The organism is Mesorhizobium sp. M0018 (assembly GCF_040323955.1).
Lineage (GTDB): Bacteria > Pseudomonadota > Alphaproteobacteria > Rhizobiales > Rhizobiaceae > Mesorhizobium.
Window position 1 is genome coordinate 300,725 of the sequence record NZ_JAMYVL010000007.1, and the last position, 16,346, is coordinate 317,070.

The 16,346-nt window shown below is 62.3% G+C and carries 12 protein-coding genes and 1 tRNA gene; 5 read left to right on the forward strand and 8 right to left on the reverse strand.

The annotated features are described in order from the left end of the window. Positions 1-14: 14 nt before the first annotated feature. From recJ to NKJ81_RS12995, 5 genes are all read right to left on the reverse strand, one after another. Complete coding sequence (gene recJ, locus NKJ81_RS12975) at positions 15-1,799, reverse strand: single-stranded-DNA-specific exonuclease RecJ (protein ID WP_352540665.1); 1,785 nt, start codon at positions 1,797-1,799, stop codon at positions 15-17. 60 nt (positions 1,800-1,859) lie between these two features. Further along, a complete protein-coding gene (gene glpX, locus NKJ81_RS12980; RefSeq protein ID WP_352540666.1) occupies positions 1,860-2,843 on the reverse strand; it encodes a class II fructose-bisphosphatase in 984 nt (327 codons plus the stop codon). A 143-nt stretch (positions 2,844-2,986) separates the two neighbouring features. Beyond that, positions 2,987-4,300 carry a homoserine dehydrogenase gene (locus NKJ81_RS12985; RefSeq protein ID WP_352500850.1) on the reverse strand — a complete coding sequence of 438 codons (1,314 nt, stop codon included), beginning with the start codon at positions 4,298-4,300 and terminating at the stop codon, positions 2,987-2,989. Positions 4,301-4,340: 40 nt separating this feature from the next. Beyond that, complete coding sequence (locus tag NKJ81_RS12990) at positions 4,341-5,558, reverse strand: LL-diaminopimelate aminotransferase (protein ID WP_352451361.1); 1,218 nt, start codon at positions 5,556-5,558, stop codon at positions 4,341-4,343. A gap of 40 nt (positions 5,559-5,598) precedes the next feature. Then, a complete protein-coding gene (locus NKJ81_RS12995; protein WP_352540667.1) occupies positions 5,599-5,985 on the reverse strand; it encodes a hypothetical protein in 387 nt (128 codons plus the stop codon). Between the two features lie 97 nt (positions 5,986-6,082). On the opposite strand from NKJ81_RS12995, the gene phaC reads away from it, so the two are divergent. The 3 genes from phaC to NKJ81_RS13010 all read left to right on the forward strand — a co-directional run bounded on the left by phaC (position 6,083) and on the right by NKJ81_RS13010 (position 9,608). Continuing rightward, positions 6,083-7,918 carry a class I poly(R)-hydroxyalkanoic acid synthase gene (gene phaC, locus NKJ81_RS13000; RefSeq protein WP_352540668.1) on the forward strand — a complete coding sequence of 612 codons (1,836 nt, stop codon included), beginning with the start codon at positions 6,083-6,085 and terminating at the stop codon, positions 7,916-7,918. Positions 7,919-8,245: 327 nt separating this feature from the next. Continuing rightward, positions 8,246-9,364 (forward strand): YcbK family protein, encoded by a 1,119-nt coding sequence (locus NKJ81_RS13005; protein ID WP_352540675.1) that lies wholly within the window; start codon positions 8,246-8,248, stop codon positions 9,362-9,364. A gap of 169 nt (positions 9,365-9,533) precedes the next feature. Next, positions 9,534-9,608 (forward strand) — tRNA-Glu (locus tag NKJ81_RS13010). A gap of 124 nt (positions 9,609-9,732) precedes the next feature. Here the strand turns inward: NKJ81_RS13010 and NKJ81_RS13015 are convergent. Continuing rightward, positions 9,733-10,029, reverse strand: coding sequence for a DUF982 domain-containing protein (locus NKJ81_RS13015; RefSeq protein WP_023678889.1), 297 nt, complete (start codon positions 10,027-10,029; stop codon positions 9,733-9,735). Between the two features lie 297 nt (positions 10,030-10,326). On the opposite strand from NKJ81_RS13015, the gene map reads away from it, so the two are divergent. Both map and radC read left to right on the forward strand, forming a co-directional pair. After that, positions 10,327-11,154 (forward strand): type I methionyl aminopeptidase, encoded by an 828-nt coding sequence (gene map, locus NKJ81_RS13020; RefSeq protein WP_352451363.1) that lies wholly within the window; start codon positions 10,327-10,329, stop codon positions 11,152-11,154. 52 nt (positions 11,155-11,206) lie between these two features. After that, positions 11,207-11,953 (forward strand): RadC family protein, encoded by a 747-nt coding sequence (gene radC, locus NKJ81_RS13025; RefSeq protein ID WP_352540669.1) that lies wholly within the window; start codon positions 11,207-11,209, stop codon positions 11,951-11,953. Positions 11,954-12,041: 88 nt separating this feature from the next. Here the strand turns inward: radC and NKJ81_RS13030 are convergent, their stop codons facing one another. Both NKJ81_RS13030 and NKJ81_RS13035 read right to left on the reverse strand, forming a co-directional pair. Next, positions 12,042-14,621: a bifunctional diguanylate cyclase/phosphodiesterase gene (locus NKJ81_RS13030; protein ID WP_352540676.1), complete on the reverse strand. Its 2,580-nt coding sequence runs from the start codon at positions 14,619-14,621 to the stop codon at positions 12,042-12,044. A 445-nt stretch (positions 14,622-15,066) separates the two neighbouring features. Next, positions 15,067-15,933 (reverse strand): class I SAM-dependent methyltransferase, encoded by an 867-nt coding sequence (locus tag NKJ81_RS13035; protein ID WP_352540670.1) that lies wholly within the window; start codon positions 15,931-15,933, stop codon positions 15,067-15,069. Between the last annotated feature and the right edge of the window lie 413 nt (positions 15,934-16,346).

A 16,346-nucleotide genomic window follows, 5' to 3' on the forward strand; every position in this document is an offset into this window, starting at 1 on the left:
GCGGCAGCGAGCTCTCAGGCAAGCGCCGCGTCGACGATGCGGAACTGCACCGTGCGGTTGCCGTTCCAGTGGTTGCCCGACAGCGAGCCGGCGACATGCACCGGCTTACCCCTGTTCTTGAACAGGAATTCGCCAAGAGCCGTGTCGACCGCGCGAAAGGCGATCGCCTGGATGCGGCCGCCGCTTTCCGACTGCAGGTCGGCGCGGATGTGGTTGCTGCCGACCGCCCGCGCATCGACAAGCCGGTGGCGCGGCAGCGCGAACACCGGCGCAACATGCCCGGCGCCGAACGGCCCTGCCCTCTCAAGCGCATCGAGCAGCGCAAGCGTCGCGCCCTCGGCGGCAAGCGCGCCGTCGATCGCCAGGCTCTCCTCGCCTTGCAGGCGGAACACATCCACCGCCGCGCGCTCTTCGAAGAAAGCCCTGAGTTCGCCGAGCTTCGCCCGCTCGACAGTGATGCCGGCCGCCATTCCGTGGCCGCCGCCCTTGACGATAAGCCCGGCATCGGCAGCCTCGCGCACCAGCCGGCCGAGGTCGAAGCCCGACACCGAACGGCCTGACCCCGTACCGACACCATTGGCGTTGAAGGCGATGGCAAAGGCCGGCCGTCTTGCATGGTCCTTGAGCCGCGAGGCAAGCAGGCCGACAATGCCAGGATGCCAGTTGCTGCTGGCTGTCACCACGATGGCCGGACCATTGCCGCCGGCAAGCTCGGCATCGGCCTCTGAGCGCGCGGCGGCCAGCATCTCCTGCTCCATCGACTGCCGTTCCTGGTTGAGCCGATCCAGCGTCTCGGCGATGGTGCGGGCCTCGAGCGGGTCGTCGGTTGCAAGCAGGCGGCTGCCAAGTGCTGCGTCGCCGATGCGCCCGCCGGCGTTGATGCGCGGACCGATCAGAAAGGCCAGATGGAACGTGCTGATCGGCTCGCCTATACGCGAGACCCGCGCCAACGCCGCCAGCCCTTCGTTTCTCTGCTGCCGCGCCACCTGCAGCCCCTTGACCACGAAGGCGCGGTTGACGCCGGTGAGCGGCACCACGTCGCAGACTGTGCCCAGCGCCACTAGGTCGAGCAGGCCAAGCAGGTCCGGCGGTGCGGCATCCGGCAAGCGGCCGCGCAGGATCTTCGCGGTCTGCACCAGGCAAAGGAAGACGACGCCGGCGGCACAAAGATGACCTTGGCCGGAAAGGTCGTCCTCGCGATTTGGGTTGACGACCGCAGCCGCCGCCGGCAGCGGCCCGCCGACCTGATGGTGATCGAGCACCACGACGTCGGCGCCGGCGGCCTTTGCGGCGTCGATGGAAGCAGCACTGTTGGTGCCACAATCGACGGTGACGATCAGCGTCGCGCCGCGCGAGACGAGTTCGCGCATCGCTTCCGGATTGGGGCCGTAACCCTCGAAGATGCGGTCCGGTATGTAGATCTCCGACGCCACCGAGAAATATGCGAGAAAGCGCTTGAGCAGCGCCGACGAGGCGGCGCCGTCGACATCGTAGTCGCCAAAGATCGCCACTTTTTCCCTGGCCATCACCGCCTGGGCGATGCGAGCGGCGGCCCTGTCCATGTCGGTCAGCGATGCCGGGTCGGGCAGCAGATTGCGGATGGTCGGATCCAGAAACCGCTCGGTCTGCTCGGCGGTGACACCACGCCCGGCCAGCACACGTGCCACGATGTCAGGCACGCCATACCCTTGCGCGATGGCGAGCGCGGCCATGTCCTGACGCTCGGTCAGCCGGTGTTCCCAGGAAACGCCGGTGGCCGACTGCCTGACATCGAGGAAAAAGCGTCTTTCCCCCGTCACGTGACGCGCCGTCTGCAATTTGTCATTGCGCACAATATGCAACGGCTAACTGAGTCGAAATCAAAACTTTTCCAGATCCTGATGCCTGGCTTTGATTTCGCGCACGGTCCGCGATGACGAGCGCAGCACGATCGTGTGCGTGGTGATGAAATTGCGGCCGAACTTGACGCCGGCCAGCATATTGCCGTCGGTAACGCCGGTCGCGGCAAACAGCACGTCGCCGCGTGCCATGTCTTGCGTGTGGTAGATCCGTTTAGGGTCGGAGATGCCCATCTTGGCGGCGCGCGCCAGCTTTTCCGGCGTATCGAGGATCAACCTGCCCTGCATCTGGCCGCCGGTGCAGCGCAAGGCGGCAGCTGCGAGCACGCCTTCGGGCGCGCCTCCGGTGCCGAGATAAATGTCGATGCCGGTTTCGTCCGGGTCGGTGGTGTGGATGACCCCGGCGACATCACCGTCGCCGATCAGACGGATCGCGGCTCCGGTCGCCCGCACGGCTTCGATCAACGCGCCATGGCGTGGCCGGTCGAGAATACAGGCGGTGATCTCCGCCACCGGCACGCCCTTGGCCCTGGCGAGGCTGGCGATGTTTTCGGCCGGCGAGGCATCGATGTCGATGATGCCGTCGGCATAACCCGGACCGATCGCGATCTTGTCCATATAGACGTCCGGCGCGAACAAAAGGCTGCCTTTTTCGGCAATGGCGATAACGGCCAGTGCGTTGGGCAGGTTCTTGGCGCAGATCGTCGTGCCTTCGAGCGGATCAAGCGCGATGTCGACAGCCGGGCCTTGGCCGGTACCGACCTCCTCGCCGATATAAAGCATCGGCGCCTCGTCGCGCTCGCCTTCGCCGATCACCACCGTGCCGTTGATCGCAAGACGGTTGAGCTCCTGCCGCATGGCATCGACCGCGACCTGGTCGGCGGCTTTCTCGTCGCCGCGTCCGCGCAATCTGGCGGCCGCGACCGCGGCGCGTTCGGTGACGCGCACCAATTCCATGGTCAGTATCCGGTCGAGGCCGGCGACAATGTTCTGGGCCACATTCATCGATGGACAATCCTCGTTGGCAGTTTAGCCTCCCGCCAGAGACGCGCTTCTTGTGTCAAAGCCCCGTGACAACAGCAAGACCTGCGTTGGACCTTTTTGAAAGCGCAGCAATATCAATCGATTAAACGCAAAATGTGAGACTGCTATCCGGCCCGCTCGATGCGGATGACTTGCGGCTTGTCGGTCAGAAGGCTGTCCCTGGTGATGCCGTCGACGGCCTTGCGCACCGCCGCCTCGGTCGTCTCGTGGGTCACCAGGATGACCGTCTTCTGTGCCTCGGTTTCCGGCCCGGCGGCATGCTGGACAATCGATTCCAGCGAAATGTCGTTGTCGGCCATGCGCTTGGCTATTGCCGCGAAGACGCCGAGGCGGTCGTGCACGGTCAGCCGGATGAAATAGCCGCCGGCATGGCTGCGCATCTGCGCCTTCTTGTAAGGCTTCAATTCCTTTGCCGGCCGGCCGAAGACCGGACCATGCTGGAAGCCAGGCCGGCTCTTGGCGATGTCGGCAATGTCGCCGATCACCGCCGACGCGGTGGCGTTGCCGCCGGCGCCAGGGCCCGAAAGCAGCAATTCGCCGAGGATGTCGGTTTCTATCGCCACCGCGTTGGTGACGCCGTGTACCTGCGCGATGACCGAGGCCGTCGGCACCATGGTCGGGTGCACGCGCTGCTCGATGCCGCTTTCGGTGCGTTGGGCGACGCCAAGCAGCTTGATCCGGTAGCCGAGATCGCCGGCCGCGCGGATGTCGGCCTGGCTGATGTTGGAGATGCCTTCCATATAGATATCGTTGGCGGCGATCCTCGTGCCGAAGGCAAGGCTGGTCAGGATCGACAGCTTGTGCGCGGTGTCGTGGCCCTCGATGTCGAAGGTCGGGTCGGCTTCGGCATAGCCCAGCCGTTGCGCATCCTTCAGGCAGGCATCAAAGGACAGGCCCTCGGCTTCCATGCGCGTCAAAATATAATTGCAGGTACCGTTGAGGATGCCGAAAACGCGGGTCACCGAATTGCCGGCCATCGCCTCGCGCATCGTCTTGATGACCGGAATGCCGCCGGCCACCGCCGCCTCGTAATTGAGCAGCACGCCTTTCCTCTCGGCGATCTCGGCCAATGCCACCCCGTGCTTGGCAAGCAGTGCCTTGTTGGCGGTGACGACGTGGCGGCCGGCCTCGAGCGCCGCTTTGACGGACGAGCGTGACGGGCCTTCGTCGCCGCCAATCAGCTCGACGAAGACATCGATCTCGGCGGTCTGCGCCATCTTGACGGCGTCGTCGAACCACTGTGCTGTGCCAAGATCAACGCCGCGGTCGCGTTTGGGATCGCGGGCCGAAACCGCCGACACGACGATGTCGCGCCCGCACTGCCGCGTCAGTTCGGCCGCCTTGTCGCGTAGCACGCGGGCCACCGACGCACCGACGGTGCCGAGCCCGGCAATTCCAACACGCAACGCTTCAGCCATGTCCGGCGACGCCCCATTCAGTCGGTTGATGTGTAGAAAATCAGCGATGCGCGGCGAGCGGCACGACATTGTTTGGCTGCTTGGCGCTGGACGTCAGGAAGCGCTTGATGTTGCGCGCCGCTTGCCGGATCCGGTGCTCGTTTTCGACCAGCGCGATGCGCACGTGATCGTCGCCATGCTCGCCGAAGCCGACGCCCGGCGCCACCGCGACGTCGGCGTGCTCGATCAGGAGCTTGGAGAATTCAAGCGAGCCAAGGTGCTTGAACGGCTCCGGGATCGGCGCCCAGGCGAACATCGATGCCGCCGGTGCGGGAATGGTCCAGCCGGCGCGGCTGAAAGCGTCGACCATGACATCGCGGCGTTTGCGGTAGACGTCGCGCACTTCCGCGATGTCGGCGCCATCGCCGTTGAGTGCATGCGCCGCCGCCACCTGGATCGGCGTGAAGGCGCCGTAGTCGAGATAGGATTTCACTCGCGTCAGCGCCGAGATCAGCCGTTCATTGCCGACCGCAAAACCCATGCGCCAACCCGGCATCGAAAAGGTCTTCGACATCGAGGTGAACTCGACGGCGACGTCTATGGCGCCCGGCACCTGCAGCACCGAAGGCGGCGGATTGCCGTCGAAATAGATCTCCGAATAGGCAAGATCCGACAGGATGATGATGTCGTTCTTCCTCGCGAAGGCCACCACCTCCTTGTAGAAATCGAGCGAAGCGACCAGTGCCGTCGGATTGGACGGATAATTGAGGATCAGTGCCAGCGGCTTCGGGATCGAATGGCGGATGCCGCGCTCCAGGGCCGGGATGAAGCCGTCGTCCGGCTCGACCTGCAGCGAGCGGATGACGCCGCCCGACATGATGAAGCCGAACGCATGGATCGGATAGGTCGGATTAGGGCAAAGGATCACGTCGCCGGGGGCGGTGATCGCCTGCGCCATATTGGCGAAGCCCTCCTTCGAGCCGAGCGTCGCCACCACCTGGCTGTCCGGGTCGAGCTTCACACCGAAGCGGCGGGCATAGTAGTTGGCCTGGGCACGACGCAGGCCCGGAATGCCGCGCGACGACGAATAGCGGTGCGTGCGCGGATCGCGTACCACCTCGCAGAGTTTGTCGACGATGGCCTTGGGCGTCGGCAGGTCCGGATTGCCCATGCCAAGGTCGATGATGTCGGCGCCGCGCGAACGGGCGCTGGCCTTCAGCCGGTTGACCTGTTCGAAGACATAGGGCGGAAGCCGGCGGACCTTGTGAAATTCTTCCATGGCAGTTCCAGACAGTGAGGTTGCGGTCGCGCGTATAAGCTTATTTGCAACTAGGGTCGAGAGCGGGGTCGCATTTGCCTTCGATCTGCTTCAGCGCCTCGGCGCCGTGTTTTTTTGCCAGCTGGTCCAGCGCTGCCTGGTCCGCAACCTTGACGCCGCCGCCCTTGGCGGCCTGGCTCTGTTCCTCGGCCTTCAGTTGGGCGAGCTTGGCGTTCTTTTCCTCGTCGGTGAATTGTTCGGCCGCCACCTGCGGCCGGATGTTCAGGTTCGGATAGGAACCGGTGTCCTTCGCGCCGACAAGGCCGGTGGCGGGCGCCGCACCTTCCATGTTGCTGCTCGTGCAACCGGCCATCGCCAACAGGACGAGCGCCATGCGGCAAAAACGACCAGTGCCGGAAAAAACGTTCTTGCCAATATTAATCGTCATATTGTTTTCCTGGCGGCCGGGTTAGAGCACATTGGACCCTGTTCGATATCCCATGGTAATATGTCAACAAAACGCTTCGGGAGGAACCCCGCGAACCATGGCCAAAACACCCGATTCGGGCAAAGCGGAAGATGACCAACCTTCGACCGTCGAGCAATATCTGGTGAAGGACCCGGAACGCTTCGCGCTGAACATGGCTCGCATGATCGAGCAGGCCGGCAAGGCCGCCTCGGCATGGGCCGAGCCGCGGGAAAAAGGCGAGGTGCGCGATCATGTCGCTGAGCCGGTCGTCGACATGGTGAAGACGTTCTCCAAGCTCACCGAGTACTGGCTCTCCGACCCGCAGCGCGCGCTGGAGGCGCAAACGCGGCTGTTTTCCGGCTACATGACCGTCTGGGCCAACGCCGTCCAGCGCATCGGCGCCGGCGCCGAGGACGCCGAGGACGCGGTCAAGCCCGAGCGCGGTGACAAGCGTTTCCAGGACCCGGAATGGGGCCGCAACGCCTTCTTCGATTTCCTCAAACAGGCGTATCTGGTCACCTCGCGCTGGGCGGCCGAACTGGTCGAGCACGCCGATGGCCTGGACGAGCACACCCGCCACAAGGCCGGCTTTTATGTCAAGCAGGTGTCCAATGCCATCTCGCCGTCGAATTTCATCCTGACCAATCCGGAATTGTTTCGCGAGACTGTCGCCTCCAACGGCGAAAACCTGGTGCGCGGCATGAAGATGCTTGCCGAGGACATCGCCGCGGGCAAGGGTGACCTGAAGCTGCGGCAGGCAGATTATTCGCCCTTCGAGATCGGCAAGAATCTCGCCGCCACCCCGGGTAAGGTGGTCGGCCGCAGCGACGTCGCCGAAATCCTGCAATACGAACCGACTACCGACACCGTGCTCAAGCGGCCGCTGCTGATCTGCCCGCCATGGATCAACAAATACTACATCCTCGACCTCAACCCGCAAAAATCCTTCATTCGCTGGGCAGTCGAGCAAGGCCACACCGTCTTCATCATCTCCTGGATCAACCCGGACGAGCGGCACGGCGCCAAGAGCTGGGAGGCCTATATCAGGGAGGGCCTGCAATACGGCCTCGACACGATCGAGAAGGCCACCGGCGAAAGGCAAGTCAACGCCATCGGCTATTGCGTCGGCGGCACGCTGTTGGCGGCAGCGCTGGCCTTGATGGCGCAGGAAGGCGACCACCGCATCAAATCGGCGACCTTCTTCACCACCCAGGTCGATTTCACCTATGCCGGCGATCTAAAAGTGTTCGTCGACGAGGAGCAGGTCGCGGCCGTCGAAAAGGCGATGAACGAGAAAGGCTATCTCGACGGCACCAAGATGGCGACCGCCTTCAACATGCTGCGCTCGGGCGACCTGATCTGGCCCTATGTCGTCAACAACTACATGCGCGGCAAGGATCCCCTGCCCTTCGACCTGCTCTACTGGAATGCCGATTCGACCCGCATGGGCGCTGCCAACCATTCTTTCTATTTGCGCAATTGCTATCTCGAGAACAGGCTTTCGCAAGGCATGATGGAACTGGCGGGCCGCACGGTTTCGCTGAAGGACGTTACCATGCCGGTCTACAACCTCGCCTCTAAGGAGGACCATATCGCGCCGGCGCTGTCGGTCTTCCTCGGCTCGAAATATTTCGGCGGCGAGGTCGATTACGTCATGGCCGGCTCCGGCCACATCGCCGGGGTCGTCAATCCGCCGGCGGCGCAGAAATATCACTACTGGACCGGCGGCAAGCCGGCCGGCGACTTCGACCAGTGGCTCGCCGGGGCCACCGACCATCCCGGTTCCTGGTGGCCGCACTGGCAACGCTGGATCGAAGCCAAGGACAATACCCGCGTACCGGCCCGCAAACCGGGCGAGCATATGCAAGTTCTAGGCGAAGCCCCCGGCACCTATGTCAAGGTGCGCGTGTAACCATCTGTAATGTGTGGTGAGTTGACGCGCCGCCAAAAGCGGGCGAAATGGTGCCGTCAACCCTGAGCAGCCTTGATTCATCCTCTAGCCGCCAAATTACTTTGAGGCTTGCAGATTTGACACAGGTCTCGTTTCCGGTTCGGGGAACAAGGGTCATTTCGACGAGACGTTTCGACGCCGCGCCAATGACGAACCGGTCGGATATCGAGGGGGAATTTTGTTTTGAGATCAGCAGGATCGCGCCTCGCGAAGGGAGAAAGCCGCGCCATTGTGGCGGCGCTTTTCTCGGTGCTCCTGGCGTCCTGCACCTCGGCCGGCGACCCGACCATGTCGGTCGGCATGCCAGGCTATAATACCTCGGCTACCGAAATCAGCACGGCCGCCGGTGCGCCCCAGGCCAGCACGGCCGCATCATCGTCGCAGATGACAAGCACACAAATGACGATGAATGCCGACGGCGACGCCAACCTTCCCGAGCAGGTCGCCTATGTGCCGGTGGCCAAGCCAGGGGCCAAGCTCGACGCCGGCTTCCCGATCGCCGTTCCCACGGCAGCCGAGACGATCGCGGGACACACGCCGCAACCGCTGCAACCAAACGCCCAGACGGCTGAACAGGCCGTGGCGCAGAACAGTGCTGATGCATCGAAGCCCGACGCCAAGGCCGCCGAGCCGGCGATGAACAACCCGGTCTATGTGACCGCCGGCGAGATGCCGCAGCCACAGGCCTACGCACCGAAGAAAAACTTCCTGGCCTCACTGTTCAGCGCCACGCCTGCTTCGGCGGCACCTTCTTCGCCGGCCAACAGCAGATCGGGCGGGCAGCCAACGGTCATGCAGGCCAAGGCGACGCCTGCGGCAAAACCCACCGTCACCCTGGCTTCGGCCGATCCGGCTGAAAAGCCGGTGCAGCTGGTGTCGACGGGCGATACCAGCCACTTCACGGCCGATGCGCTGCCCGGCGTGCGACAGACGGCGCTGTTCGAGATCAAGCGCAAATCCGGCCTCGACGATGAGAGTGACGTCGATCTCAACGAAGACGAAGGTTCGGGTGGCGCCTACCAGGTCGCCTCCGCCGCCGGCCTTGCCCGGCTGGCGCCCAACGGCCTCCTGAAACAGAACGAAAGCGTCGATGTCGCCTGCTTGAAGCCGTCGCTGGTTCGCGTGCTGAAGACGATCGAAGGCCACTACGGCCGCAAGATGACGGTCACCTCCGGCTATCGCGATCCGGCCCGCAACCGCCGCGCCAACGGCGCCAAGAATTCGCTGCACATGTACTGCGCTGCCGCCGACATCCAGGTCCCCGGCGTCTCGAAGTGGGAACTGGCGAGCTACATCCGCACCATGCCGGGCCGCGGCGGCGTCGGCACCTACTGCCACACCGAATCCGTCCATGTCGATGTCGGCCCCGAGCGCGACTGGAACTGGCGCTGCCGCAGGCGCGGCTAGGTTCTTTCCGGCGCCGCGACGCCCCTTCCCCGGCGACGTTGTACTTTGCCGCAACCAGCTTCGCCGGCAAAAACACGCGGTTTGGAGCCAAAGGAAAAAAGTTGTCGCAGCCGGCGGCAGACGGGTTGCCGGTTTGTCGTGACGCAACTATAAGCGCTCACATCTGAGCGCGCCCATCGTCTAGCGGTCAGGACACCGCCCTTTCACGGCGGTAACAGGGGTTCGATTCCCCTTGGGCGTACCAGCATTTCAACTTGGCATATGTCTATCGCCAGCGTGATGCTGCGCCAGCTCTGCTGGACCCGCCACTCTGATAGGGGTGTCGGCAAGAAGAGGCGAAGACGACTGAGGACTTCGTCGAAGGCTGTCTAAGCCCGCAGTCCCCTCGCCTCGCCGCCGCGCTTGCGCGGAACCATCATGTCCCTGGCAAGCAGGCCGCTCACCCGGCAAAAGGCCATGAAGGCCCGCCATGCGTCTTCGGTCTCGACGATGTCCACCGTGGCGCCAAAACAGGCATTGAACGCGGCCTGGTAGGTTGGTCCCTTCCGGCGAACCGGCCATGTTTGCAGGAAATCGAGCGCCTGCTCGACACTGTAGATTTCCTCGACCGGCTGGCCGGGCACAGGCGCGATCCGCACCGGCACCTCGAATTGCAGTCTGTCCATTCGATCTCTCCCGAACTGACACCCCCGCAGCAACGCCGTTCGTCGCAAAAAATTGCCGTGGCGGCTTAATGCTTGGGCCGCTTCTCGCCTAGAAATGTGTCGTCACTACGGTGGTCAATGAACCCAGCGAAGTATGGGCCGCTAGAGGCAAGGAGAATGCCCCCAGGCGTGAATATCGCCGGTCTTCGGCCCGTCGCCGGCAGTTCGTCCTTGAACCTTGCGCTTTCCAGTGCCAAATCTGGGAAGGTTTCTCTCGCCGAGGCTCATCCAGCCCCGCATCCCTGCAAGACGGATAAAATGGTCACCTATCTCGACGCCGCCACGGCACCGCTCAGAAACACCGGCCAGATCCGTCTTTACGACGAGGAAGGTTTTGTCGGCATGCGCAAGGCTTGCGATCTCACCGCGCGCTGCCTCGACGAACTGGTACCGATTGTGGCGCCCGGCGTCACCACCGAAGCGATTGATCGCTTCGTCTTCGAGTTCGGGATGGACCATGGCGCGCTTCCGGCGACGCTCAACTACCGTGGCTATACGAAATCATCCTGCACCTCGATCAACCACGTCGTCTGTCACGGCATACCCGACAACAAGCCGTTGAAGGATGGCGACATCGTCAATATCGACGTCACCTATATCCTCGACGGCTGGCATGGCGACTCCTCGCGCATGTATCCGGTGGGCACGATCAAGCGTGCCGCGGAGCGGCTGCTCGAAGTCACGTATGAGTGCCTGATGCGCGGCATCGCGGCAATCAAGCCGGGCGCCCGAACCGGCGCCATCGGCGCCGCCATCCAGACCTATGCCGAAGCCGAGCGTTGCTCGGTGGTGCGCGATTTCTGCGGCCACGGGGTTGGCCGGCTGTTTCACGACGCGCCGAATATCCTGCATTACGGCAGCGCCAGCGAAGGCGTCGAGATGCGGCCGGGCATGATCTTCACCGTCGAGCCGATGATCAATCTCGGCCGGCCGCATGTGAAAGTGCTGTCGGACGGCTGGACCGCGGTGACGCGCGACCGTTCGCTGTCGGCGCAGTACGAGCACACGATCGGCGTCACCGAGACCGGCTGCGAGATCTTCACGCTGTCGCCAAAAAACCTCGACCGCCCCGGCCTGCGGGCCTAGTGTCTGGCAGATCGGGCGTTACCTTGCCCGGCAAATGCTGGGTGGGGCAGCCATGAACGGCAACGACGACGAGCGGGCCTTCTTTCCCGAAAGGCCAGTGCGATCCCACGCGAAGGCGGTGGCCGCCGACAAGCCGCATTATCTCGGCCATCGCGACCGCCTGCGCGAGCGCTTCGCCGCCGGTGCCAACACCCTCCCCGACTACGAACTGCTCGAGCTTCTTTTGTTCCGGCTGATCCCGCGCGCCGACACCAAGCCGGTCGCCAAGGCATTGCTGGCACGCTTCGGTACATTGGCCGAGGTCCTCGGTGCGTCCGTCGAGCGCCTGCAGGAGGTGAAGGGCATCGGCCCGGCGGTGGCGCTCGACCTCAAGGTGGTTGCGGCAACGGCGCAGCGCATGGCGCGCGGCGAGATCGCCGGCCGCGAGCTGTTGTCGACCTGGACGCAGGTTCTCGAATACTGCCGGTCGGTGATGGCCTTCGAGGAGCGCGAGCAGTTCCGCATCCTGTTCCTCGACAAGAAAAACGCGCTGATCGCCGACGAAGTCCAGCAGGTCGGCACCGTCGACCACACACCGGTCTATCCGCGCGAGGTGGTCAGGCGCGCCTTGGAGCTCTCCGCCACGGCGATCATTCTGGCGCATAACCATCCGTCGGGAGACCCGACGCCCTCGCGCGCCGACATCGAGATGACCAAGCTGATCATCGAGACGGCCAAACCGCTTGGTATTGCCGTTCACGACCACATCATCATCGGCAGGAAAGGCCACTCCAGCATGAAGGGGCTGCTGCTGATCTGAGGTTTGGCGTTGTTTTCAGCTTTGTCCGCTGTACGCCTATGTACCGCAACGTGAAGGCGGTCGGCTCGATAAATTCTGGCGCCGAGGCTCAGCTGGCCGTGCGCAGGCGTCGCGATCGGACAAAGGTCTTAAGTCCCTCGGAATCGAACGCGTGGCCGAAGGCATAACCCTGCAATATGTCGCAGCCCAGGCCCTTAAGTAGCCGTGCATGCTGCATCGTCTCGACGCCTTCCGCCACGACCTCGATACCCAGCGACTTGCCGATTTCAATGATCGACGAGACAACCTGCCTTCTCTGCGGCGATTTGACGATTGGGGTGACCAGCTGCCGATCTATCTTCAGCCGGCGCGGCTGCAACTTCAGCAAACTGACCATTGAAGCGTAACCGGTACCAAAATCGTCTATTTCGATGTCAATCCCCAGTTCTTTTATCTGCTCGATGTTCCACGTGACAAGGTCGTCGTTCTCGTCCAGGAAAATCGACTCAACAAGCTCAAACGAAACTGTTCCCTTCTTGATATTTTGCTCTCGCAGGCTCTTGATGAGCTCCTCATCCTGAAGGCGCCTGGCCGAGACATTGACCGACACCCGCGGAATGTGAAGTTTTGCAGCGGACCACGCTTCGAAATCCGAAAGCGATTGCTTCAATATGGCTTGGTCGATGATCGAGACAACGTTCAGTTCTTCTGCAATCCTCAGGAAGACGTCGGGCGCCAAAATACCCTTTATTGGATGTTTCCACCTCGCCAGCGCCTCAACCCCAACGATTTCGAGCGTCTTTGCGTCAAATTGGGGCTGGTAGAACGGGATGAACTCGTTGCGCTCGAGGCCGCCGAGAATTTCGTCGGCAATCCGCTTGGTATCGACGATTTCGCTTTGCATCGCGTCGGTGAAGAATTCGTATCGATTGCGCCCCCGCCCCTTTGCTCGGTAAAGCGCGATATCGGCGTTCACCAGCAGGTGTTTGGCTTCGACATCTTTTCCGTTATCGACAGCGATTCCCACGCTGACACCAAAACGGCATCGATGACCCTGATAGTAGACCGGTTCGCGCATCTGGCTGATGACGCGGTCGGCGAGCAGCGCCAGCTGCTTGGTATCGTCGCGCACCACGCACAGAACGATGAATTCGTCTCCCCCGATACGGGCGACGAATCCCTCGTCGCCGACCTTCGACCTGAGCACGGTTGACGCGTGAACCAACATCGCGTCACCGGCGGCGTGGCCCAGCGTATCGTTGATGTGCTTGAACCGATCCAGATCTATGTGAAGCAGTGCCGCGTGCCCGCCTGAGTGCCTGGCGTTTGCCGCGTAATGTTCCAGTACCTGGTCGAGGTAACGCCGGTTGGGCAAGCCGGTCAGCGAATCATGAAGCGCGATGTGCTCTATGCGCGCTTTGGCTGACTCGAGTTCTGCATTTTTCGACTCGGACAGCTGTTTTGCACGAACCAGATCCTTGTTCAGCAGGACGTCGGCAGTCACGTCCCATTCCGCGCCGATCATTTTTGGGGTGTCGTTTGCGACCCGGTAAACGATCGCCTTGGACCGGACATGACGGATCTCGCCATCCTGACGCACAATCCGGTACTCCGACAAATATGGTCGTCCGCTGGCCACCGCCCTGTCGAAGTCCGCGTTGGCGCCAGCCAAATCATCTGGGTGGATTGCTCCCGCCCAGTCTGGATAGCCCCGGTGCTCGCCGGTTGGTTTGCCATATATTTCGTTGACGCGATCATCCCACGTAAGCTCGTTGGTCGCGAGATCGTGTTCCCAAACCCCAATAGCCGAAGCTTCCAGGGCGAGTTCCAAGCGTCGTGACAATCGACGCAATTCCGCATAATTGCGCTGTCTTTCGCCAATCAGGCGGCCTGTGACCAGGAAAGGGAACACAACCAAGGCTCCGGCCGTCGCCATGATAGCGCGCAACAACCATGCGTTGCTTGGCGTCGAAGGCCAGCCATTTTTGGGAATGGCCGCGATTTGCCACGAACCGGACGGGAGCACAACGTCGGCTGTCACCGGATCGCTTTTGCTGATCCGCTCACTACCGTAGAATTGGTCTCCATTTTGGCCGAGAGCGTCCCTGCCGATCAGCGCTATGTCAATCCCGAGATCGTCGTCAAGCAGCCCGCTCGCCCGATAAAGACGCTGCACGTCGACAACGGCGGAAATGATGCCCCAGAACCTTTCCGTATTGCCCGCGCTCCGCACGAAAACCGGAAAGCGGCCGATGAAGCCTTGTCCTCCCTGCTTCAGCTCGACGGGGCCGGCAAGCACCAGCTTGCGTTCGTCTCGCGCCCTTAGCGCAGCCGCACGCTGTCGTTCGTTCTTGCGGTAGTCCAGGCCCATCGCCTGCTCGTTACCCTCCATCGGGTACATCAGGGAAACGACCAGATCGGGCGCGCCGGCAATATTGTTCAATTGCGAGTCGGCGCCAAACAGATTGCTCGCGAGTGAGGCGAAGCGTTGCTGTCCCATATAGGGCTCGGTCACGACCGCGGAGACCAATCCACGCACGAGTTGAAGGTTTCCGTTGATATTGCCTTCGAGCTTGGCGCGGATGAGGTTGACCTTGGTCAGCACGTCCGAACGGACGGCCTGGTCCGAGACGACTTTGTTCTGGTGCTCCGCGAACGCAGCGCTGATAAGTATGACGACAAGCGCGATCGCCGCCGGAATATTTGCCGACGAAAAGACGACCTCCTTGATGCCGCCGAACCTAGCGCGGAAAAAAGCCAATAGGCGATTCCTCAAGTGCCATTTCAGGTTTTCGGGTCGACCCGATGAGGAACATTAGCTTTCAATGTTTAATTTGACCTTCACGCTCCTTAGAGCTTTTGCACTTCCGACCGTTGCTGATGTTGCAGGCCCGAGCGGTTGGAGCCAGCTGCCGACTTCCACTGCCATGGTCCCACTGATTGAGATGCGCTGGCGCCGGCGATCCAGCGTCTGTCGACCATTCGCGAGGAGATCTGCTCATCTCAAGGCGCTCGTCTGTGGAAGCGGACCGAGAGAGAGGCCGGCTAGACCTGGCTTGCTCGGAAGATCGAGGAGCGCGAGCGATTGCACAAGTCGACGCTCCGACCCGGGTACTCTGGAGCGTTGACCTGGACTAGTGCCCCTCAATCGCCTTGGGAGACACAAGGTATGGTATCTTGCCGACGCTGCGCTTCGTCGCGCCAATGGAATAAGCCATCGGTATCTTGGGAGAGTTCTCCGGCAAGCCGTACATATCCTTGCCGGCCCGCACGGCAAATGAAAAGTGCTGCCACGAAACCGTGTCATGCTCATTGAGAAAATCGAGCGTCAGACCAGCTGAAATCAGCGCATTCACCACGTCACTGATCGGGTGGATCCATTCATAATAGCGAGGATGCTTCAAGATGCGATCATCGCCGGTGTAGGTCAGTTCCTCGTTCCAGGCGAGCGGCCGAGCTATCGGCGTTCGCCAGTCGTGCTTCAATTCCAGGGCCGCGGCCTTTCGATCGCACTGAAACAGCAATGGATGGCCCTCGGCCATGTAGAGGCGGCCGCCGGGTCGCAGAAGATCGGCAACCACCCGCGCCCAACGGAACACGTCGTCCAGCCAGTTTACCGAACCCCAGGTAACGTAAGCGATATCAAAGGTCCGGCCGAGCGCTTCCACCGCCTCGAACAGTGGCGCTTCCACGAAGCGCACTTCGGTGCCTGCCTTCGCAGCAAAATCCCGCGCTGCCACGATCGCCGTCGGTGAAAAGTCGAGCCCGGTCACGCTGCCTGCGCCGAGATTCTTCAGGCTGATCGTGTCAAGACCGATGTGACACTGCAGGTGGACGATATCCTTGCCGGCGATATCGCCGAGCTCGCGTGTTTCCAGCTCATAGAGATTGGATCCGCCGGCCAGCACATTCTCGATGTGGTAGCTGCCCGTCGTGTCGGTCGAGTGCAGTTCGGCCCGATCATCCCAATTAAGGCGGTTCGCGCCCAGAAAGCGTTCCAAATTCCCCCACCCCTGACCGACGCATGGTAAACAAGTCGTTAAAGCACCTTTGCAGCGAAAGTAGCGCGCGTCAATCCGGACCGGGCGGCAGTGCGCCGCCGCTCGCGAAAGCATCAGCCCCGGGAAGGCTTGCTGCTGATCACAGGCTTCTGGCGCGATCGCCGCGCCCGGCGACAAGACCCCGCAGGCGCTCCCGGACTCCGCCGTCGTGGTCTGTATGTGGATCAGTCGGTTCCTCAGCCCGGCACAGCCACCATCGCGATATTTCTGGAGAGCTCGTTTGTGGGGGCAACTGCGTCTGCCGTGCCGCTCGTGAGTGCTCGGTAGAGTGCCAGATAATCGCTGCACATGCGCTCGACCGTGAACCGCTTCTCGAACGTCTGCCGCACTCGTGCGCGATCGAGGCTGTCTAT